The following is a 21,743-nucleotide window of genomic DNA, read 5'->3' as shown; positions in this document are numbered from 1 at the left end:
AACTTATGTTAGATAATGCCTCGTTTGGGTTGCTTACCGGCTCCAGGCGGGGCATTTTTATTTTCTGCGTAAAATGTTCTGTACGTTCTCCAATCTTGTTTTTCCAGATAATCAGCAAGATCCAGGCCATTATGACGGTCCGCTTTCGATGCGTTCCTTTCAAGGAGGTCAGAAACGGTAAAGGTGGTTTTGGGTATCCAGTCTTCTAATTTTACTGCTTTTTCACTCCATAACTTATAAGCACTGCCATCTTTAGATAAATCAGGAAATAAAAAAACGTCTCTGCCGTAAAGTGCTTTGCATTTTTCGTAATTCAAACTGCTGAGGTTGTAAACGGCCAGCCATAAGAAGTTTTCAGGGCGGTCCGGCATTCCGAAATAAAGGGTTCCATAAATAGCGGTTTTTGGTGCTTCAACCAGCCCAATGGGATTTTCAGGAAAAAGACTTAACAGGTGCTCACCGAATAAACAGGAAACCTTTTTGTCCTGGTTCTGATATTTATTCAACCAGCCCGGAGCATTTTGCTTTGTTTTTCTGTAATGGTTTAGGATAATGGAATGCAAAAAACTTGTTTTTAAAGTGTGGTTTTCGTTGTCAAACTGCTTAACCTGAATTGCTCTGATTTTGCCCTTTTTATCAATGAATGGGTAGGTAGTTGAGCCAGACATATATCCTTGATTTACTGTACCCAGGAAGTATAAGGCAATCACTTTTTCAACTTCTGTGGATTCAATAGGGAAGGGGATTCTCTTAAGAAGATTTTGTATAAATACGTTTTGCTGGTATCGTTCTGGTTCCAGAGTTTTCAGGAGAATGTTTTCAGGAATGAATACTGGAGGTGGCGGTGTTTTTGGGGAATTCGTGTTCACCTTATTGGACTTATAGTCTGTATTTTCGTCTGACAACTGTAAATAATCATCGGCATAAGGGGTAAGAAAATAACCGCAATTGGATTCCCGGTCGCATCTTCCGTATTTTCCAGGCAGGTATTCTTTGGTTTTCGTATTAACGAACTTAACATAGCGCCTTTTCCCACATTGAGGGCAAATGTGTTTTTTACTGCTTTTTTCTAACTTGAAACGATAATTTTTCATTTTAAAAAACCTTAAGTGGCACATGGCACAAGTGGCATTAGCGGCACAATTAGGTTGCTTTTATGCCACTTGTGCCGCTTGTGCCATGTGCCAGGCACTAATATTTTTTTTTATATTCTCCCCTTTTAGGGTTACTAAACAAATCTTCCTGGGCGGCGAATCTTTTAAAAGTCCGTTCTGGGATTCCAATGTTTTCCGCAATTTTGACCCCCTCTTGGGTAGTAAAAGTTTCCGGTAATTCTTCATATAGATTCTTTTTGTCCATAGGTAATTTTTCCAACGGAGTTGCTTTACCCACTATAGAATGTACCTTGAGAGCCGTCTTTTTGAAATATTCAATAAGTTTTAAAGCTCCTTTTGTGGCATCTACACCAATTTCTGTTTGTTTGGTTTCTCCACAGGCTAAACTCAACATTTGAAGGATTAGAGCCAGCCTCAAAGAATATTGTTCCAGTTTAGCATATATCCCAACCAGAATGTCGTCATTGGATTCATTGCATAAATCAGTTATTTTTCGTTGCCAGGCCCGAAGGATATCTTTGGCTTCCGGTGAGAATTTTATTATTGTCGGGGTAGGGGTGAGGTTTTCGTTTTGATTTAAATGAATGTCAAGTATGTTGGTAATGATTGTTTTCCAGGTTTCTTCCACTTCCAGTTCTAATTGTGTTTCACTCCAATAGTTCTTTTTCAGATCATCGGGGATTACGAACAGAATTCTGTCCATGAAACCGTTTTCTGTTCTGTCCTTTGCTAATTCTTTGAGTACGGCAGGTTGAATGGTTCCTATCACAGAAATAAACGGTAGGGAAATAAATATTGGTTCACTGGTTTTTCTATTAATTCGGATCGGTTTTCCACTCCATACACTTAACCAGAATTGTTCTTCGCTGCCGCTGTTATATCGGTTAAAATTTTTAAACCAACTAGCCAATTCATCTGCATAAACTCCAATACCATTTTTATTAAATTTATGCACTTCTATCAAAGCTTCTGGTGTAAAATCAGTTACCAGGAGTTGTTCCCAGATCGGCAAGATCGGGTCATCAATTTGTTGATTATCTCTGTCTTTTTTTGATAATTTTATATTGGTGTCGTATTCCTGTTTTTCAATCCTATACTTTTCAAAATTCTTTTCATCCCGATCTTCAAGAGGTTTTAGGAAAAAGCTTAATGGATGGCTTTTGTTGGTTCCTCTACGGCCTACAATTGAGATATACAGAGAAACGTTCTGTTGGTATCCCTTCAATACCTCAACTTTACAGGAATTGCCTATGGCTACCGATGCAGCATATAACATGGAAGCTCCTACAAAATCAATAGGAAAGTTTAGGCTATCATTTGTAGCTTTAATTATTTTTTGTAGAGCAGTTGGAAATATTTCAGCGGGAAACGAGTTTTCCTCTTTTTCTGTAGACTTACTTCCTTTTAGGCTCTCGAGATGATGGATTATTAATTCAGGAGTGATTGGTATAGGTTTCAATTTACTGACTGCCATATTCAAGAATTTGTTTACTGATTTTCGTATTGAATTTTTCTTTTTGATACGCTCTGATTTTCAAATTAGGGCTGAACCGGAGGGTTCAACCCTAAAAAAATATGAAAATCAGTGTCTAAGCTTAATCTTGTGTTAAAGGAACTTGTTGATTCCTCAAAACAACTTCCTTTTGAATAAGGGAAAGCAATATCCTTGCTTCCACCACTTTTGCTAAAAGTTTCAACGGCATACAAGGTTCTCTTTTCTTTTGGTCGTTGATTCTCCGAATAACCACATGACACTCCTGGTATGTTTTTGCTAATTCCTGTAATGACTCCTTTGATATGGTGTTCTTACTTTTCATTGTCACTCAATTTGGGAGTGATAGAATTGAGAACCTGCAACAACCTAGCCTTCTGCAATAGACGAGAAACAATTTGAGAATATGCCAACTTTTCACCGGTTCCCCCCAGGACATCCCAATCATGGCCGATCAAAAGTTCGTCAAGTGTATCGGAAATGGCTTCCGACTCTTCAAAAAAAATTTGGAGGTATTCAGTGCATTTTACGTTCTTTAAAATTGGAATGATTAGTTCTGCCTGGCTGTCAGTAAGCTGAAAAGAAGTGAGATTGTCTTCTTGCTTGAATTTTATTACCTTTGTGTTCATAGTATAACGCTATTAAATAGTGAAAAAATAAGCGTTCACGAAGGCGAATTCGTGGACGCTTTTATTTTACTCCTGATTCATTTGCTTTTCTTTGGAAGGCAAAGGCTGTAATAGATCATCCAGGTCTTCCTTCAATTCATCGAACTTAGCAAATAGTTTTCCTCTCATCCGGTAAAGCCGTATTTGTTCGTCTTTGTGCATTCGTATTACCGTACGGGTACTTACATCCAAGAGTTGTGCAATGTTTTTGAGGCCGATCATTAAAGGCCTTTCAATGTGTTTAGTCATGTTTTGCATAGTAGCATTATTTTAATTTACAATTAATGAATGAATATTCACGCTCATTTGACACACCTAGCCACAGTCCGTCAGGACAAAGGTATAAATAAATGAGTGAGTATTCACTCATTTTGAATAAATTTTTTTACCGCCTATCTAAAATAAATTCTAAATGGTTAGATAAAACGCTCAGATACAATTGTTTATGATTTTTATCAGGAGGCATCACTGAAAGTGATTTTCCTATAGTTTTTAACTCAGAAGAGCGTTCAGTAAAATAATTTTTGAGTAATGAGTCATCTATTTTCTTTCTCGATCCGAAATAATCATCCAAGAAAAAACTAAAATTTTTCACTCCATTTTTAATGGTCCAATGGTATAAAGTGCCGCTAAATTCATCGTCCTCATTAAAGTTATGAGCAAATAATAAGTAAACGGTTACAAGGCTGTATGTTTCGATTAAGCGTTTTAGAGATTCAGACAAATGGTTTTCAACTTTTCCGATATTTCCTTCCAGGGTGAAAAAGTTCAAAGGTTTTATTTCTATTCCTTCCCTTTTAATGGATTTTGCTTCTAAGTTGAATAAATACTGGATTTGCTTTTTAAGACTTTCAGAAAAATTTTGTCTATAAAACCTCGCTCGTTCGGCCAATCCGCTTACCGAATAATTTTCCGGATCTTGAGCATCCTCAAATCTTATTATATTTTCATAGAATTCAATTGATTCCTTGACCATCTGAGCCTCTCCACGATAAGATCCGGAGTAATCTCCTTTTTGAAATTTTTCGAAGTCTTCTTTCCTCCAGTAAAGGGTGTGGTCATTAAGCAAAACATCGGGAATCTTAGTGTTTTGCCTCTTGAAAGTAATCCTTAAATACACAGGGTAAAACCCGCCTTTCTTTGGAGTAAGGGTTTCGTTTAAGAAGAGTGAAAAACTAATTTTTTTTTGCTTTGAGGCCATGGTTGAATTTTTAGATCGGTGTGATTGACGCTTTTTCCCACCTAATTTTTTCTATCACGTCATCCTGGATCTTTCGTGACATATGGATGTATTGCATTGTTGTTTCAATCTTTGTATGTCCCATATAAATCTGCAATAATGAAACTGGGACTCTTACCGCCATATTTGTTCCAAAAGAATGGCGTCCAACATGACAGGTCAGGTGTTTATTCAATCCAGCTTTATGGGCTACAACTTTGATATTCTCATTAATCATCGTATTTGTTAATCCATCAAAAAATGCTTTTCCTGGAACATGATACTTTTTCATACACCTTTTTACAATGCGCTGAGCTCGACTTTCTGATTCTCCAGAAAAGTGAAACAAGGCATAAAGCGGTAAATTGATTTCCTTTTTCTTTCTACGCTGGTTCTTTACCATTAAAGCACTATAATGAAAGCCCTTCCTTGTTTCAGTTAAATGGTATTTGGGACACATGGCCACAGCATCACTGAACCTGAGGCCAGTATAACACATGAGCAGAAAAATATCTCTGGCCTTTGTCTCCTCCAATGTCAATTGATTTAAATCCATTTGTTCCAACAACTCAATCTCTTCAAGGCGTAAAAAATCTTTTGGCTTTGCGTTACCTCTATCGTAATTAAAATTGTCATAGGGGTTTAGGCCTGGATTCAAATAACCTTTATTGATGGCTAAATTGATGTAGGTTTTAACATGTCGGTGATATTTATCAATTGTTGTTAACCCTTTTTCTTCGCCAAGTAAATATTGGTGAAAACCATCCACCAGATTATAATTGAGTTCTGAAAAGGGAATCCTTCCAACCGAAAGCCTTAAATGGTTGAGTGTGTTTCGCTGTGTTTGTCGGGTTGTTTCTCCAATTTCTTTCCGATTCTCCACCGTCATTTCATAGAACTCACAAAAGGAAAGCCTTTTTCCTCCCGTAACACGGAATTTTTCGTCAAACTCCTTTAAGCTGACATGCTCACCATACTTTTCATTTATGAGATCGACCTGATATTTAATAAGTTCAGAAAGCCTTTTGCTCAAAAGCGAATTGTAGGCCGTGGCGTTGGGATGATTTTTAATCAAGGTGTGACGAGCATCCCATTGTTTGGGTTCTACTACGACGTTGGTAGGGTAGTATTTATGTTTGCCTCCCTGGTATGCGCATACCCAGACAGGCCCCGTACCATCTTTGCGCAGCTTTTTTTTACGTTTTGAACTGTGAATCAGGTTAAACCGTATTGGTTTCATCTATCAATGATTTTAATGGTTAAAAAATCAATTGACAGACTGTGGCTAAAGTGCAATAACAAGTGCAAACCCGATTTGGCATTAATTGACCCTATTTGTCCACGTTTGGTCAGGTCTAAAATGCAAATAGCCCTAATCGGAATTAGAGCTATTTGGAATTCGTTGTACCCATTTGGCATAAAATGCCGTGGGAAATTTAAGCGGTCCGGACGGGACTCGAACCCGCGACCCCCTGCGTGACAGGCAGGTATTCTAACCAGCTGAACTACCGAACCAAAATACTTTGGCAGAATTTAATTTTAGTTTAAGGTTTTGGTTTTCAGCGACCCTCCCGAGTCCTCGGGACAGGTATTCTAACCAGCTGAACTACCGAACCAGTATGCCTTATTTTCTAAGGCGAGGCAAATGTAAAACGGTTTTTCAAATATTGCAACATTTGAATGAAAAAAAATGAAAAAATCTTTTTTTTCATTCCCCCAATAACTCAGAAAGGGCGTATTCCGGCAACAATTCATGATTTCCTTCAAAGATCATCAGTTCGACGTTTTTGTACTTCTTTTTGAGGTACAATTTTCGGTCTCCGATACTGCCAAAATCGCCTAAAGGCATCCGGTGTTCCAGCAGGAATAATTTCTCCTTGTCGGAAACAAAAAATACTTCTTCGGCCTTTAGGTCAGTGAGTAGTTTATTGTAAAAATTGATGGAGTGGGTAATGGGCACACTGCCCTGGATTCCGTCATAAATTCCTGTATGGATCATCACCTCTGTTTTCTTTAGCTTTCTCGGCGAGGCTTTCCAGTATAAGGGAGATCTTTCTCTCAATTCCCGGGAATTTGGAACACCTTCGCTACACGAACATTGCAGGATATCGTTGGCATATTTGTTCTTCCTGATCTTGCTCTCTTCATACCAGGCCTCAAGGTCGCTAACGGGGACCCAGGCAGAAAATTTATCGATTTTATGTTTTGTTTTTAAAAGCAAACAGATGGAAGCATAACCGCCACCGCTGGTTCCGGTCAAATAAATGGCGGAAGGTTTTGTTTTGGCATTTTCAATGGCATAAGAGATGGATTCATCGATGTCGCTGATCACTAACTCACTGCAACAGGCCTCCGTATGATTGTTGGCCCCTCTAAAATCGGGATGAATGTAATTGAGGTTTTTTTCTACGCATAATTTGGCTAAAGGATCTTCCTGGGTATAATCGCCGCTCCAGGTATGCAGGCTTATGATCAAAGGCTGGGGACTCGATGAATCGGAAGCATAGAAATAAGCTTTTTGAAGGTTCCCATCTTTTTTTGAAGGGATGGTCACCAGGGTGAAAATATCGGGCCAGTTGTGGTCAGAAATATCATCAAACGTTGGAAAGGTTATGTTTTCGGATTTTTCTTTAAGATTCCCGACCTGCATAAAGCTCTTAACCTGAACGATGCCCAACAGGCATAAAATAATTATAAATCTTTTTTTCAACACTTTAATATTTAGTTTGTTGGCAGATACCAGTTATTCGGATCAGAAAAATAATCCTGAATGAACGTGCTGTCGGGAGCAGAGAATCTTCTCATGACGGCATTCCCGATAAAAGCCGGGTCGTTGCGCCGTTTCCCTATTCTCAAGATATCAAACCAGCGTTTTCCTTCGAATGCCAGTTCCCGGCCCCGCACCTCCAGGATCAGGTTTTCTAGATTGACCATAATTTCTTCATCACTATCTCCGGTTACCGTAACAGGAGGCAAAGCCACCCGTCCCCGGATTCCCTTCGAGCCGGCAGTGAACAGAGAGTCACTGCCGTTATTGAGCAGGTCCAGGGCCACATTGGTAGCCCCCAGTCTGTTAAATGCTTCTGACAACATCAGATGAACATCTGCCGCCCGGTAAAGTATAACGGGCATATCACTGGTGTAAGGATCTTCCAGTGACCGGGTATATTTTCCGACCTCATTGCCATTTTTGAAGGTTCCGTTGAACCGGTTTGAGCCTGTTAACGCTGTAATTACCCGGGATACGGGAACCAATTGGTTTCCATCGGGGGCGATGGATGAAAAGATCGGCATTAGATCGTTCTCTTGTTTTTCAGCTTTGTCAAAATTCACTTTGGTCATGATTTCATCCGTAGCACTTTCGTCGCCCTTGAAAATATTCTGCCACTTACTGTTTTCCAGATCCTTATCCAGGATGAACCGGCTGTTTCCTCCCGTTGCTATGGATTGTTCCAAAGCGGTCACCGCGTTGTCGTACTGGTCTTCCCATAAATAAATCTCTCCCAGCATCGCATATCCCGAACTGAGGTTAAAAAACCCCGACCCGGTGATCTTATCCGGATCCAGCAGCGGGATAACGTTGGTAATATCCGTTATCAAATGACCGGCGGTCAGTTTTTCTCCTGCTTGCTGATCGATCCATTCCGTATAAGAAATATCAGATCCGTTAGCCTGGAATGATTCCGTGATGTACGGGGTTTCTCCATAGGTTCTCATCAGGTAAAAATATACCCAGGACCTCAATAAGACGGTTTCACCGATCATGTTGTCCAGTTCTTCATCGTAGGTGGTTCCTTTGGCCTGTAATATCCCGAGTTGGGTAAACACATCATTGCAGGAGGCAATGACTCCGTAGGCTTGCCTGTAGACCAGGTACTGATTGTTGGGACTCACGTTGAGTTCATATATATCAACAATGTCCGGACCGGCATTGGCGGTAATAGTCAATTGGTCACCGCGGAGTTCTCCGGCAACCACATAGGCTGTCATTAATGGCTGGAGTTGGGAATACAGTCCATTAACGGCCGCCCGGGAAGAGAGATAATCCTTATAACTGTTTTCTTCCAGCAATAAAGTCTCGGTGTCCGGTGAAAAGAAATCTGAGCAGGAATAGGTGCTCAACACCAGGACGATCATCAGAATTTTGAAAAATGAAATATATCTTTCCATACAATTTATTATAAATAAAGGCCTTACACAAATAGGTTCCCTGGTCCCGTTATAATCCAATTTTCAACCCCACAATGACTGAAGGGCTTACCGGGATCTGCGAATAATCGGTTCCCCGTAAAGCGGGATCAGTTGAATACGAAAACGCCGGATAATATCCCAGATAATGGGTCAGTGTCAAAAGGTTCTGGCCCGTTACATACAGGGTCAGATTTTTGTAAACTTTTGTTGACGGAAGTTGATAAGCCAGGGTGATCTCCTTTAACCTTAAAAAAGATCCGTCTTCGATCCAACGATCGGAGAACGTGGCGTTTCCAACGGGATCATCGTAAACAACCTTCGGTATTTCGGTTTCACTGCCTTGTCCTTTCCAGGTGTAAAAACTGGCGATGCTCTGATTGGCATAACCAGAAAAGGTCTCAGTCTGCATACGGGCGTAGTTGAACAATTTGTTTCCGTAAACAAAATCGAAAAGCACATGCAAGGAAAATGAACCAAACGATCCATTCAGGAAAAAGCCTCCCGTCAGGTCCGGAAAGATATTGCCCAGATCCGTTCGGTCTTTTTCATCGATGATGTGGTCGCCCGTTTTATCTTCAAACCACATATCTCCGGCCTGATAAGCAATCCCCCTGCTGTTGGCCAGACCCGCTTGTTCGGCCTGATCACCTGTGCTGAAAACGCCATTGGTTTTCAACCCATAATAGGCAAATGGGGATGCTCCGTCCGCAAGGATTACGTGTCCGCCGGGAATGTCGATGATAATATCCTGGGGAATGCTCAGTTTTACCTTGGCATAGGTTAAATTGACTCCACCGGTAATTTTTACTTTTGGTCTGTAGAGGAGCCTGCCCGTCAGATTGAGGTCAACTCCTGTTGAAACGAGGGAGCCATTGTTTTCCCAGAGAAAATCATAACCACTGATGGCCGGAACCTGGAGGTATGACAACAAGTCGCTGCTGTTTCTTTGGAAAAAGTTACCGCTGAATTGTAATCTTTCTTCAAAAAATGCACCATCCAGTCCTATGTTAAACTGCCGGAGCAGCTCCCATTTCAGACTGGGATTAGGAATGTATTGTCTGACGATCCCGGAATTGGTGGCATAGGGTTGAGAGAGGTAGGCATACCTGGAATACCTGGAATAAAAGTCATTCCCTGAATAACCCAGGCTTGTCCGCAATTTCAGCATATTGATATTCCTGGCTCCTCTGAGGAATTTTTCTGACGAAATCAGCCATCCCGCATGGATAGAAGGGAAAAAGCCCCAATTGCCGCCAAAAGCTTTAATAGCATCCGCCTCGTTTCCTACATTGGATGATCCGGAAAGGTTGAGCACGAGGCCGGCCATAAACCTGTCTTTGAATCGGTAATCTCCCTGGAGGAACAATTCACTTCTGTTTTCCTTAAGGTCAGAACCATATATGAAAATGTCTTCGAGGGAACTAACGGAAGAGAGGGATTTGAATTCGTCGGTAGGAGTATTAAAAACACTTCCTTCATTGTAATTTATCCCTGAGGTGATCATCCTGATGCCGGCATTGGCTGTCAGAAAATGCCGGAGATCGATATTGGTATTGTATCCCAGGCGTGTTTCACTGACAAAACCGGATATTTTGGTGATCCCTTCTTTCGCATAGTTTTTGATCTCTCCGCCTGCAAAATCGGCAATGCCATAGTCAGGGATGAAGACGTTTTCCTTGTTGTTATTAAAATTCAGGTTGATCAGGCTGGTCAGATCCAGCTGCTCATTAAACTGGTATTTCAAGGCAACGCCGGCAAATAAATTCGACCCGAAACTTCCGGACCCCGTATTATTGACAATGGCTGCGGGGTTGCTGAAGCCATAGGAGTCTGTATCACTGAGTAATGCGATGCGGTTACCCAGGTTGTCGCGAAGATAGGGAGCCAGCATCGGTGGTTTTAACAGGGCAGCAGAAATGGGATTCAGATGAAAATCGGTTCCGGTATTCATCAAAGCGGCATCGTGATAGGTGAAGCCGATATTAGCCACCATCGACAAATGCTTGAGAATTTGCAAACTGGAATTCAACCTGAAATTATAACGCTGAAAGTCGGTATTTTTAACAACGCCCTCCTGGTTCAGATAACCCAGGGAAACGGAAAATTTGGCAACCTCGTCCCCTCCCTGCAAAGTGACATTTACCTTGTTGACGGAAGCTGGGTCCATCACCTCATCCTGCCAGTTGGTATCATTGTCATAATTGTAATAATAATAGTAAGCAGGATTTCCGGATATCCACGGGTTTTGCTGGTTGATCTCCGTAGCGGACAAACCGCTGTTTTGCAACTGGTTCAGGAGGTAGGTTTTATACTGGGTGCCGGATAGCAGGCTTCTGTATTCCGGTTCGAAAGTGATACCGGAGAAAATTGAAAAATCAATTTTTGTACTGACCACTTCGGGTTGGCGGGTATTAATAAGAATCAGGCCCTGATTGCCCTGCAGGCCGTACATAGCCCCTCCCTCGGGATACACTTCTACCCGTTCCACATCATTCACATCAATGGCACTGACAGGATTGTAATAATTGCCGTTTATGATCCGGCTGTCCAGAATAGTCGAATTCACAGGAACACCGTCCAAAACAATGAGGGGCTGTTTGGTAGCGAACAGGGAAGAAATACCTCTGAGATTAAAGGTGCTTCCTTCTCCGGGCATTCCGGAAAGTCTCTGGACATTAAGCCCCGGGATCCTGCCCTGGAGGGCATTGAAGAGGTTCGTCTCTCCGCTAAACCTTAATTCCTCTCCGGTGATAGCGCTGAAACCGCTGTTCTTATAAAGGAGTTTGTCCCCAAAAGGTCCCGGTATGAGTTGATCGACTGATTTTACTTCCTGGGGAAATAAAACGACCTTGAGTTCACCCGGCGCTTTTACCAATATTTCTTTGGTCGAAAATTCGGGATAAGCGAATCGGATCCAGACTTCCTCACCCGGCCATGAAAAACTGAATGCGCCATCTTCGCCGGTAATCAACCGTTCTCCGTTGGGCATGATTTCGATCTGTACTTCCGCAAGCAATTTACTTCCGCTTCCATGATCGGAATACACTTTTCCAAAGATGAATAACTCTTCATTCCGGTCATTGGAAATAATTTCCTGAGCCCGGGTTTGGGCGGAAAGAAGAAGCATTAATGATAGGATAATTAATTTTCTCACAATGGAATTAATTTGTAGGTTCAAATTTCAGATAATCCAGATAGCCTCTTGTATGACTCGCGTTGGAGCCCTGGACAGAAAAGGTGATCCAGTTTCCTGTTTCCCTGGTAATATAGGTGGTGCCGATTTCCCTGCTGTCCCAGTTATAGGTTCCTCCATTAAGACTTACCGCCGTTTCGATTTCTTCATCATTTAAAAATACCTTGAAGTCCATGGCGTCGACCACACGAATCTGGGCGCCCAGGGAAATGAGGTATTTGCCGGGCAAAATATCCGGAAGTTTAAAGCTTATCCTGGCATTGGTGCCGCCGGAGGTAATTATTTTCAGGTAATCATTATTAACAGGCCCGGGGAGTATATCGTATTTGAAATTGGTAAATGTACCGTTCAGGTCGGTGACGAGTATTTCAGTCAGCTGGTCGTAAACAGCCGCATATTCCGTAGCCGTTATAAACCTAATGGAATCGAAATCCGAAACTGATGTAAATTCCCATTCAAATTCCTTCGGTATTCTAATGTTCTCAAATCCATTCAGTTTGTAGGCATAACCATTACTCAACTTTTGAAGCAAAGCATAATTGCCTGGATTGACGTTCAGGGTAAAACCGTTGACCGCGGAAAAAGATCCCGGCAATTCGCTTTCTTCCACCAGTCCGTCAATGATGAAATTACCAAGATTCGAGAGGTAACCGAACTTGAAACTCCCGTTCGAAAAAGTATCCAGAAAGGTATTGCTTAAAAGAAAAAGGGTGAAAATTTCATCCTCTGAACTGATGTCAGCTATTTGGTCAAAAAAATCATTGGATTGTTTCCAAACGGAATCATAAACGGTTTGTCCCTCCTCATTGATCCCGATAGGCGGGCTGTTCTCCTTGTCAAAAAGCAAAGTCGTTCCTTCTGCTAAAATTTCAGCCACGTAGGAGTATTCAGGGTTGTTTTGCAGGAATTCGAATATGCTGGGGCGAATTTCCAGTAAATTATCGATCTCGTGCAAAACGCCGTTCGTAGCCGAGTGATCCGTAGAGAGCAACCGGGCATCATCATTGACAAAATAGCTGCCGGCCATTTGGGCAAAGAAGACTTTTTTCCCACTTAACATTTTCAGGGTTGAGCCATCGTGCATATCAGCCGTAAAAACGACAAAATTTGAAATGTGGTTGGAAGCGTATTGTTTCTTCTGTAGCAGGCTCAGGCCCGAGATGTCCGGTAAGGTGGCGTTGGGAACGGCAAAGACCGTAAAAGCGGTATTCCTTTTTAAAACAGAATCCATGCCTGTTTCTTCCAAAAGGCCGATAAATCCGGAATACTCATTGTTTTCGGTGAGCAATTGCCAGACCGTCTTTGTGGGTATTTCGCCCTGATCAAACCTGGAATCCAACGGATCGGAGCAGCTGCCTACCAGTAATAGTGATGCGAAAAAGAAAAATATATTTCTGAACATGCCTTTATCTTTATTAATTAGGTTCGAATCTTAAATAATCAAGTTGTCCCTGTCCGCTGTTTACCGTAACAAGTCTGATGTCATTTTCCTTGGTTTCCGTCAGGTTTATTTCCGCTACATAGGATTCCTGTACGGCCCACACACCTGTTCCGTTCAGGTTGATCGGCTCTCCGACAGGAACACCATTGATCAGCATCTGTACGGTAGCACGGCCGCCGCCACCTTTGGCCGCGATGTAAAGTTTGTATCTTCCCTTGACGATTTTTATGGGCATTTTAAAGGTCACGTCCCAATCCGGGGCCCCGAAAATCAAGCCATCCCCGTATTGGTTGGGATATTTTTTTGCCCCGGTCAACATAAAACCGTAGTTATCCCATGGAAAATGGATGAACATTGTGGATACCGTTCCAAACATATTGGGAAACCCCTCGAGGGTGGTATAATAATCTCCATCCTGGCCATTGACCCTTAACAGATCCCGGACCACCGGTTGGTCATTGAACTGCCAGATGGTTTCCACCGGTTGCGGGTAAAAAATATCCATGGTGTGATCTATACCATGAAAAACACCGTTTTTAGTCTGGAAATCAGTATTGTTTTCAACGAAAGTAATATACCAGTATTCATCACCAACGCCCTGTGGGTTGATCCTAAAATCCTGATCGACCACAAAATTGATCAGCTGTCCCTGGAAAGTCTGGTAATTACCCGTGCTGAAATCTTTGAGGAAGATGGATTTTTCTGGGATGATATGATTGGCCATGAACTGGTATAGCGAATCCCCAGGATCGGAAGGGTTGTTAATGCCGTTGTTGTAAAGGTTTTTTAATTGATCAAAATCATTTATACCCTGTGCTTTAAAAATGACATCAGATTCGGCAAAGACGGTGAAATACTTGCGCTGAACCTCACCCGTCTGCAGGGTATCGTAGATGTCATTGAGTACATCGTAAAAGCCGGTGGCCTGTGCTGCCTGGAGGAAAATGGAATAGCCTCCCTTTTCTTCCATCTCCTGCACAATGCTGTTGGTGATGGGGTCAAGCGTTCTGTCAATGACATGTAAAATGCCATTGCTAAGTTCGATGTCGCGTTTGAGCACCCTGGATTCCCGGTTAATGATGATGCCCTGAAGTCCTGTTGAGTCGAAAGAAGAGACCAGTTCATCATCCTCCAGATTTTTGACCGGAAGCTTTCCAAACCCCAGACTACTGGAAGTGATTACTGAATTCAAGGCATGGTATCTAACCAGCGTTTGGGCTTCTTCAATACTCATGTCCGCCACGGAAGCATAACCTTTAGATTCCAGATAGGCCGACAAAGCACTATTGGAATAGATGAACATGGTATAGGTGCCATAAGCGTTAAACGCGTTTTTAAAATTGGCCCGATCCAGGAGGTCCAGCAACATTGAATATTCCTCCTCATTTGATTCCAGGTAAGCGGTAATGGTCAGTTCATCCTCACTGAAAAACCTGGTTTCGAGATGCTCCTTAACACATGATGTGATGACCATTGAGCAAAATAGCAGAAAAACAAAAAATTTTCTCATCTTAAATCAATTTTGATAATATGGATTTTGCTCCAGATTGTTATTTATCAATAGCTCGTCGCGGTGAATGGGCAGATACCAACTGTAGGGATCCTGGAATTTAGCCATAAGCGCCGGAATCTCATCTGCCGAGGCATTGAGGGTAAGTGCCGCGATGACTTTTTCTTTGTTTCTGTAGTTATCCCTTTTACCAAACCGGATCAGGTCGAACCAGTATTTGCCTTCAAAAGCAAGTTCACGGGAGCGTTCCTCGAGGATCAGATCCTCAAAAGCATTAATGGCCGGATCGCTGGTTAAAGCCTCCGCATTTCTTTTTTCTCTCAGCGAATTGATGATCTCCAGCGATTCGTCAAATCGTTGTAACTCCGCCAGGGCCTCCGCTTTAAGCAACATGATGTCCGCTAACCTGTAGATGATAAAGTTGTTATCATTCAAAGCATCGCCTCTTTCTTCAGTTTCATTGATGCCGATATATTTCCAGATTTCAAGGTTGGCAATGGCGTAAGTGGCGCCCTCACCCCGGACATCAGTCTGACCGAAAATTTCCACGACACGTGGATTGATGATGTATTGTTTCCCTCTCTGGTAAGAAAAGGTCTCATACAGGTTAGAAGTGTAATTCCAGTTTTTTGAAAACTGCAATTCGAATATGCTGCTGTTGGAATTGCCCGGGTAGAAGTTCTGGAACCAGCTGTTGGAGCCCATCAACCCGTATTGACCACTGTTGATAATGGCGTCGCAGTGCTCCAAAGCAGGCTCGTAATCATCCTGCCATAAGAAGACATCGGCGAGCAGTGCATTAATGGCAAAATAAGTAGCCCGCCCCTTGTTGCTTTCAATGGAGCCAAAGGAGGTTGCTGCCCCGTCAAGGGCCTGGTTGAGATCGGTCTGGATCTGCTGTAAAATTGCTGACTCGTCGGACTTTGCCGGGTAAAAATCCTGGCCGTCGGAAGTATAGGGTTCGAGAATCAACGGAACTTCCTTAAACGCACGTACCAGGTAAAAATAGGACAATGCGCGCAGAAATAAAGCTTCGGATTCTATTTGCCTCAATTCCGCAAGGCTAAAGGAAGGATCGTAATCCCTCACCTGTGGAGCAAACTTGAGGATCTGATTTACCCCGTTGATGAGTTTGTAAAGATCCGACCATTTGATCAGACTGTTTATGTCTGTGATGTCGCCACGCATTATTCTGCTTGCATCGCTGGGAACCGACTGGCCTTCACTCATCAGTCCACCACGCAATTCTCCCCACAACAAGAGGGGTTTAACCTGTATGGCCAACTGGTTGTAGGAATTGGCGAGGACCGCTTCCACATCTTTTTGGGATTTCCAGAACTCATCGCTTACCAGATCATCTTCGGGCGTTAGTTCCAACCAGTCGGAACATGAGGCCAGCCCCAAAGAAAACACCAGGATAATCCAGCTATATTTTATTAATTTTTTCATAAACAAGCATTCACTTTTGCTTTAGAATAATACATTTAATCCAAAGGTTAACGTTACCGGAGGAGGAGTCAGAGAGTTATCTCTGCCGACTGCAAACCGGTCTCTTCCGTTAAATCCAATTTCAGGATCCTGACCAGTATAATTGGTGATCGTCAGGATATTATAGGCCGTTAAAAAAGCCTTGACCTTTTGAACGTTTATTTTTTCACTCCACTGGGGGGGCACATCATAGGAGAGCGTCAATGATTTCATCCTCAGGAAAGAAGCATCTTCTACGAAACGATCAGATCCCAGCCAGTTTCTGGACTGTCCAAATACTGCCCGGGGAATATCCGTCACATCGCCACTTTTCCGCCATCTTCTCAAAACCGCTGTACTTTGATTGTCCGTGGTGTACATATTTTCATTGTACATCCGTGTTTCATTGATTGCGTCCTGGCCCACTTTGTAATTAAAATAAGAGGACAACACCCAGTTTTTGTATTCGATTGTCAAACCAAAACCACCGTAAAATTGCGGATTGGCATCGCCCAGGTAAACAATATCCAGCTCATTGATATTCCCATCGTTATTAATATCTTCGTATATGGCATCTCCTGCTTTAACTCCTGTACCATTTACGAGGTAGGGTAAAGGTTCTCCCGTTACAGGATTGATGATCACTTCTCCATTGGCATCCGTTGCTACTGCGTCGGCTTCTGTTGAAAATACGCCCAGGTATCTGAAACCGTAAAATGATCCAACCGGATCACCTACCTGAATCCGTCGGGCATATTTGCCATTTTCCACCGAGAATGTTTCGTTAGTGAAATTTTCCGGAATATCTTCTATGATGTTAGAGTTATGAGAAATATTGAAATCGAAAAAAACATTGAAATCATCGGCTCTGAAAACATTAGAACTCAAATTGAACTCCCATCCTTTGTTGGTCATAGCTCCCCAGTTACCCGTGATTGAGGAAAACCCTGAAGTGGAAGGAATTTCCAGGTTGTTCAGGATAATATCCTGGGTGAATTTATCGTAGTAATCAAAAGTGACGGTCACCCGGTAATCAAATAAAGCCAGGTCAAGGCCGTAGTTAAACTGATGGGTAGCTTCCCATTTTAAGTTGTTCAGCTCGACATTTCCCAGTTTGATCCCGTCCATGCCCAGATATCCTGTGGCCGATACGTATTTGGCCAGGTAGGCATAACTGCCTTGGGTCGCAAATCCGTTTTCACCATAACTGGCCCTTAGCTTGAGATCAGAAAGCCATTTCAGATCAGAAAGGAATCCTTCGGAGGATGCACGCCAGGCGAATGACAATGAGGGGAAATACCCGTATCTGTTGTTGGGGCCAAATCGAGAATCCCCGTCAATCCGGATACCGCTGCTAAAAATATAACGGTCATTGAACACGTAGTGCGCGTTCAGGAGGTAAGACAAGGTACGGATTTTGCTTCTGCCTGAATAAGTTTCATTGGAGACCCCGATATTCCCCGGTCCGATAAGATTATATGAAGGGATTCCGGAGACAGCAAGGCTTGTCTGGGAAAAGGATTTTTCATAAGTGGAAAACATACCCATCAACATCAACCGGTGGTTTTTGCCAAAATCCGGGGTGAAAATCAGTTTGTTAAACGTCTGAATGATATTCTGTATATCTTCCTTGCTCCGTGATTTGTTCAGGTTGACATTACCGATCTGAACTCCTGTGGCGCTTTCGGGCAGCAATTTTTTATTGTTGTTATCGGTTAAATCGAATGAAACGTCTGCGGAGTATCTCAATCCTTTTACGATTTCATACTGCAGGAGAAATTTACTCAGCACCCTGTTCTTGACGTCCTTGTTGATCCCGTCTCTGGCAAGGGCGACCGGATTGGGGAAGTCAATGCCGTAACCTTGTTCCGTTCTTTCGGGGTTAAAATAATTGCCCGTATTGACCCCGTTTTCATCGTATTCGTAAATGGACATGTGCGGGGCTTTCTTGTAGGCCATCGACCTGAGGTCCCAGAAATAATTTTGATTCCTGTTAGAATTGGCATAGGAGAAATCTGAAGACAACTGCAGCTTGTCGGATATTCTGTAATCCAGGTTAAGCCTCGCAGTGATCCGCTCAATGTCTGTTCCTACGGTTGTTCCGGACTGGTTGTAATACCCTACAGATGCGCGGTATCTCGCCTTGTCCCCGCCACCGGTAATGGAGAAGTTGAGGTCATTGGTCAGACCATTCCTCGTAATCTCATCTATCCAGCTGGTATTACGGTTAAAATTATAGTAGTCCACGCTGCCGGGCTCATTCAGAAATTCGGCCGGAATTTGGGTGATCCCAACCGGGTTTCTGTTAAACCGGGAATCGATCATTAATCTCACGTACTGATCTCCATCCAGCATAGGTAGAGGTTCCGGTTCGAAAACATAACTGTTTCGGTAATCCAAAGCGAACACCGTTTTTTTGTTTTGTCCCCGTTTTGTATTGATCACCACAACCCCATTAGAACCTTTTGAACCCCAGACGGCCGTTGAAGCGGCGTCTTTAAGGATCTGAATGGAGCTGATGTCCGCCGGAGAAATATCAACCAAAGAACCGTAATCCGCCACATCGGCATTGGCAAAATTAAAATCCGTTCCGATGGTCGTTTCATAAGGGACGCCATCCAGCACGATCAAAGGCCTGCTGTTCCCATTCAAGGAAGTATTTCCGCGAATGATGATCGACATGCCTGCTCCCGGGTCTCCGCTGGTGGAGGTGATATCCACGCCACTCATCCTGCCTTGCAGGGCCTCGGAAACCGAACTGGTGGGCATTTTTGATAATTTGCTCATTTCGATAGAAGCGACGGAGGTGGCCAGATCCCTGATAGGTACGTTGGAGATGCCATCTCCTACATCCGTTCTTCCGGTAGCAACAATGCTAACCTCTCCCAGTAAGGTCGATTCCGAGGATAGGAACACTGTTAAAACCTCGCTTGCCCGGCACACCTGTTGCCTGGAGCTGTAGCCGATAAAAGAAAAACTGAGCAGCACTTCATCCGAAGAAACCTTTAAATTGAATTCTCCATTGAAATCAGTTATTGTTCCGTTGAGGAATCTGCCGGTTTGATCTACTTCAACAACTGTGGCGCCAATAAGAGGCTCGTTGCTGAGCGAATCTATTACCGTTCCTCTGATAATCTGTGCCTGAAGTAAGTTAAGGCCGTTTCCGAGAAACAGTAAAAGCAATATTAGTCTTGTTTTGTGCATAGGTATTATCATCTATATTAAAATAATGAAACCTGAGGTACAATATGGATTATCCCTGACGAGGTAATAATATTGGATTGCGGGCCGGTAGTTATCTGGTAATGGTTATCATTCAAATCCGTAAGATCGATGATTCCATCTGCGGCTTCGACGGTTATTTTGTAGCGCTGCCCCCCGATAAAGAGGTCTGTTCCGTAATCGCCTTCAATGAATTCATCGTCTGTAAACATTACCCGCTCTGAAATTACCTGATATTGGATGAGTTGTCGGTAATTAAAAGTGCTGCTGGTCGCTCCCGGAGGAATATAGCTGCCAATAATTGCCTGAACAGCCTCATCGGTGGGAAGCAGGACGGTGATGCCGGAAAAAAGGGATAATTTTTCCAATAATCCTTCATTGTTTAACATCCCGGCGCTATCGCACAGCGCAAAAAATTGGCCGAATGTTTCCTTATTATCATTTAAATAGTTTTCAACGGAGTAATTCGTTCCCTGGCTCAGGTCATTATCTATTTCCAGTACGGTTCCGTTGATAGAAGGATATTGCTCGAGAATTTCGGCTGTTCCAAACAATCCTTCCACCGTATTTCCTGAAATATGAAGGAATTTGTTGTTTTTGGTTTTAATAAAGGCTTCGTTACTGCCGTTTACCTCTTTTGAAGTAATACTGATGAAATTTTGGAGAAAAGCCTTGATCTCATCAATAGTCATCGCATTGTTGTTGCGGAATATTTTATCGTCGGTGAAATCGATCGGATCTCCTTCGTCATAAGCAAAGCCCAATTCTGTCATTTTAGTATCCGAAAGCACGAAGACAATATGATTGATTTCATATTTAAAGAAAGACCTGATCTCTCCGGATAACTCCAGTAACAAAGTGAAGATCTTATAATTAGGATCACGGATGATCGGCCCGCTGACCGTAGAGAAGGCATTGGTCTCAATCACTTCATCCACGCCATAAATGATGGCATTGGAGGAAATGTTGGCCGATTGTATGCCATTGTCCAGATCGAACAATATTTCATCTGAAAAGTCATTTCTTTCATTGTCAGCCCTGGAAAGCACCGTAGGGAATAACTTCTTATTGGGGACCATATGTGCCTCAACGAAGTATTTTACGATGATATTGGGGACGGACTCAATAGTCGGATAGGCGGGGAATTTTTCAGCAAAGTAGCTTTCGATTTGTTGATTGCTTGGAATGAACATGGTGTTGAAAACATGGTAATAACCGTCATAGGCGTTATCCGCTATTTTTTCATTGGCCAGATCAAAATTCAGGGCATATTTCCGTTTAAACAGGGAATCGTACTCGATATTGTTTTGTGAGCTCGTTGCATTATAGTTGTAGGTGATAAATCTGTCGATCAGGGTTTTGAAAAGAGAAAACTCCGGAATTTCAGCGATGACTTTGTCTGCGGTGGTACGAGGATTGAGCACTTTATCAATTTTATAATAAAAACCATTTTCCGCCCCGATCTCGTTTTCGAGTATAGCTGCCCGGTCAATATTGAAATCAGTCCTTTGTGAACCCGGAAAGAATGTTTCGTAATCGACATCCGAATACCCGTTCTTGTCAAAAAAAGCTTTTGAGAATATATGGAAAAAAGTATTATCGTATACCACATTTTTTCCATCGACATATTCGATAGGAGGGGTGTAAATGGAAGGTGTTCTAAAGTTGTCGGGTATGTCGTTCCACCATCCAAAACTTGTTTTGCCGGTCATTTTTAAGGAATCCCATGAATTTTGCATGGTATGGTATTGGAGCAGTGACAATAATTCATCCTTATCCATATCCTCCACTGATGAGATGTTCCTTTCCTGATAAAATTCCTCAAAGGCGGCATCGGTTGGAACAAAAACGGTGAAGGTAAGCCTGGAGGATAGGAATTCGTCATATCCTGTCAATTCAGCGGCTTTTACAAATTCATTGAATTCACCTGACGCTTTGATCTGCTCGAACAAAGGGCCTTCGAGCCAATCAGGTTTGTCATAATAGGAAAGGCGATCCTTATTGCAACTTAAAAAAGTGAAGAGCAGGTGGACTATAATAAATAAAAGAAGTAGAATCCTTTTCATATATTAGGTTTTATTTCGGTGATACTCTTGCAAAAATATTTGCCCTGATTGTAAACCAGATGATGGTTTGTATGGTGAAAACAAAGGTAAATAAAATCAAAATACGTGTTGAACTCAAATCTACTATTATAACTCGCCAATATGCTGGTCGGGCTACTT

Annotated in this window: 15 protein-coding genes and 1 tRNA gene; all 16 read right to left on the bottom strand. The window is 42.5% G+C overall.

The window, feature by feature from the left end:
• Nucleotides 1-8: 8 nt before the first annotated feature.
• Nucleotides 9-1,094, bottom strand: a complete 1,086-nt coding sequence (locus tag H6571_09740; GenBank protein MCB9324002.1) for a hypothetical protein — start codon at nt 1,092-1,094, stop codon at nt 9-11.
• Between the two features lie 97 nt (nt 1,095-1,191).
• Nucleotides 1,192-2,589 (bottom strand): DUF3987 domain-containing protein, encoded by a 1,398-nt coding sequence (locus tag H6571_09735; GenBank protein MCB9324001.1) that lies wholly within the window; start codon nt 2,587-2,589, stop codon nt 1,192-1,194.
• Between the two features lie 121 nt (nt 2,590-2,710).
• Nucleotides 2,711-2,932 (bottom strand): hypothetical protein, encoded by a 222-nt coding sequence (locus H6571_09730; protein MCB9324000.1) that lies wholly within the window; start codon nt 2,930-2,932, stop codon nt 2,711-2,713.
• Complete coding sequence (locus H6571_09725; protein ID MCB9323999.1) at nt 2,922-3,236, bottom strand: hypothetical protein; 315 nt, start codon at nt 3,234-3,236, stop codon at nt 2,922-2,924. The genes H6571_09730 and H6571_09725 overlap by 11 nt, the downstream gene beginning before the upstream one ends.
• A 66-nt stretch (nt 3,237-3,302) precedes the next feature.
• A complete protein-coding gene (locus H6571_09720; protein ID MCB9323998.1) occupies nt 3,303-3,524 on the bottom strand; it encodes a hypothetical protein in 222 nt (73 codons plus the stop codon).
• Nucleotides 3,525-3,660: 136 nt separating this feature from the next.
• Nucleotides 3,661-4,476 (bottom strand): hypothetical protein, encoded by an 816-nt coding sequence (locus H6571_09715; GenBank protein ID MCB9323997.1) that lies wholly within the window; start codon nt 4,474-4,476, stop codon nt 3,661-3,663.
• 10 nt (nt 4,477-4,486) lie between these two features.
• A complete protein-coding gene (locus tag H6571_09710) occupies nt 4,487-5,734 on the bottom strand; it encodes a tyrosine-type recombinase/integrase (GenBank protein ID MCB9323996.1) in 1,248 nt (415 codons plus the stop codon).
• Nucleotides 5,735-5,935: 201 nt separating this feature from the next.
• Nucleotides 5,936-6,009: transfer RNA gene (locus tag H6571_09705), tRNA-Asp, on the bottom strand.
• 193 nt (nt 6,010-6,202) lie between these two features.
• Nucleotides 6,203-7,204 carry a prolyl oligopeptidase family serine peptidase gene (locus H6571_09700; GenBank protein MCB9323995.1) on the bottom strand — a complete coding sequence of 334 codons (1,002 nt, stop codon included), beginning with the start codon at nt 7,202-7,204 and terminating at the stop codon, nt 6,203-6,205.
• A gap of 11 nt (nt 7,205-7,215) precedes the next feature.
• On the bottom strand, nt 7,216-8,664 hold the full coding sequence (locus H6571_09695) for a RagB/SusD family nutrient uptake outer membrane protein (GenBank protein ID MCB9323994.1): 1,449 nt from the start codon (nt 8,662-8,664) through the stop codon (nt 7,216-7,218).
• Between the two features lie 49 nt (nt 8,665-8,713).
• Entirely contained in the window at nt 8,714-11,839 is a 3,126-nt protein-coding gene (locus H6571_09690; protein ID MCB9323993.1) for a SusC/RagA family TonB-linked outer membrane protein, read from the bottom strand.
• 7 nt (nt 11,840-11,846) lie between these two features.
• Nucleotides 11,847-13,280, bottom strand: a complete 1,434-nt coding sequence (locus H6571_09685) for a fasciclin domain-containing protein (protein MCB9323992.1) — start codon at nt 13,278-13,280, stop codon at nt 11,847-11,849.
• A 13-nt stretch (nt 13,281-13,293) separates the two neighbouring features.
• Nucleotides 13,294-14,829 carry a fasciclin domain-containing protein gene (locus H6571_09680; protein MCB9323991.1) on the bottom strand — a complete coding sequence of 512 codons (1,536 nt, stop codon included), beginning with the start codon at nt 14,827-14,829 and terminating at the stop codon, nt 13,294-13,296.
• 6 nt (nt 14,830-14,835) lie between these two features.
• The gene (locus H6571_09675) at nt 14,836-16,278 is read right to left on the bottom strand and encodes a RagB/SusD family nutrient uptake outer membrane protein (protein MCB9323990.1); all 1,443 of its coding nucleotides are present in this window, start codon (nt 16,276-16,278) and stop codon (nt 14,836-14,838) included.
• Nucleotides 16,279-16,299: 21 nt separating this feature from the next.
• Entirely contained in the window at nt 16,300-19,479 is a 3,180-nt protein-coding gene (locus tag H6571_09670) for a TonB-dependent receptor (GenBank protein ID MCB9323989.1), read from the bottom strand.
• A gap of 38 nt (nt 19,480-19,517) precedes the next feature.
• Entirely contained in the window at nt 19,518-21,584 is a 2,067-nt protein-coding gene (locus tag H6571_09665) for a fasciclin domain-containing protein (GenBank protein ID MCB9323988.1), read from the bottom strand.
• Between the last annotated feature and the right edge of the window lie 159 nt (nt 21,585-21,743).

This window comes from Lewinellaceae bacterium (assembly GCA_020636105.1).
In the GTDB taxonomy this organism is placed as follows: domain Bacteria; phylum Bacteroidota; class Bacteroidia; order Chitinophagales; family Saprospiraceae; genus BCD1.
The sequence above is the reverse complement of the archived record's forward strand: the minus strand, read 5'-3'. Positions and strand labels throughout refer to the sequence as shown.

Excerpts from the sequence above, each read along its gene's own strand:
- H6571_09740 (MCB9324002.1), bottom strand. The coding sequence starts at position 1,094 with ATGAAAAATTATCGTTTCAAGTTAGAAAAAAGCAGTAAAAAACACATT.
- H6571_09680 (MCB9323991.1), bottom strand. The coding sequence starts at position 14,829 with ATGAGAAAATTTTTTGTTTTTCTGCTATTTTGCTCAATGGTCATCACA.
- H6571_09735 (MCB9324001.1), bottom strand. The coding sequence starts at position 2,589 with ATGGCAGTCAGTAAATTGAAACCTATACCAATCACTCCTGAATTAATA.
- H6571_09695 (MCB9323994.1), bottom strand. The coding sequence starts at position 8,664 with ATGGAAAGATATATTTCATTTTTCAAAATTCTGATGATCGTCCTGGTG.
- H6571_09730 (MCB9324000.1), bottom strand. The coding sequence starts at position 2,932 with ATGAAAAGTAAGAACACCATATCAAAGGAGTCATTACAGGAATTAGCA.
- H6571_09715 (MCB9323997.1), bottom strand. The coding sequence starts at position 4,476 with ATGGCCTCAAAGCAAAAAAAAATTAGTTTTTCACTCTTCTTAAACGAA.
- H6571_09685 (MCB9323992.1), bottom strand. The coding sequence starts at position 13,280 with ATGTTCAGAAATATATTTTTCTTTTTCGCATCACTATTACTGGTAGGC.
- H6571_09675 (MCB9323990.1), bottom strand. The coding sequence starts at position 16,278 with ATGAAAAAATTAATAAAATATAGCTGGATTATCCTGGTGTTTTCTTTG.
- H6571_09725 (MCB9323999.1), bottom strand. The coding sequence starts at position 3,236 with ATGAACACAAAGGTAATAAAATTCAAGCAAGAAGACAATCTCACTTCT.
- H6571_09665 (MCB9323988.1), bottom strand. The coding sequence starts at position 21,584 with ATGAAAAGGATTCTACTTCTTTTATTTATTATAGTCCACCTGCTCTTC.
- H6571_09720 (MCB9323998.1), bottom strand. The coding sequence starts at position 3,524 with ATGACTAAACACATTGAAAGGCCTTTAATGATCGGCCTCAAAAACATT.
- H6571_09710 (MCB9323996.1), bottom strand. The coding sequence starts at position 5,734 with ATGAAACCAATACGGTTTAACCTGATTCACAGTTCAAAACGTAAAAAA.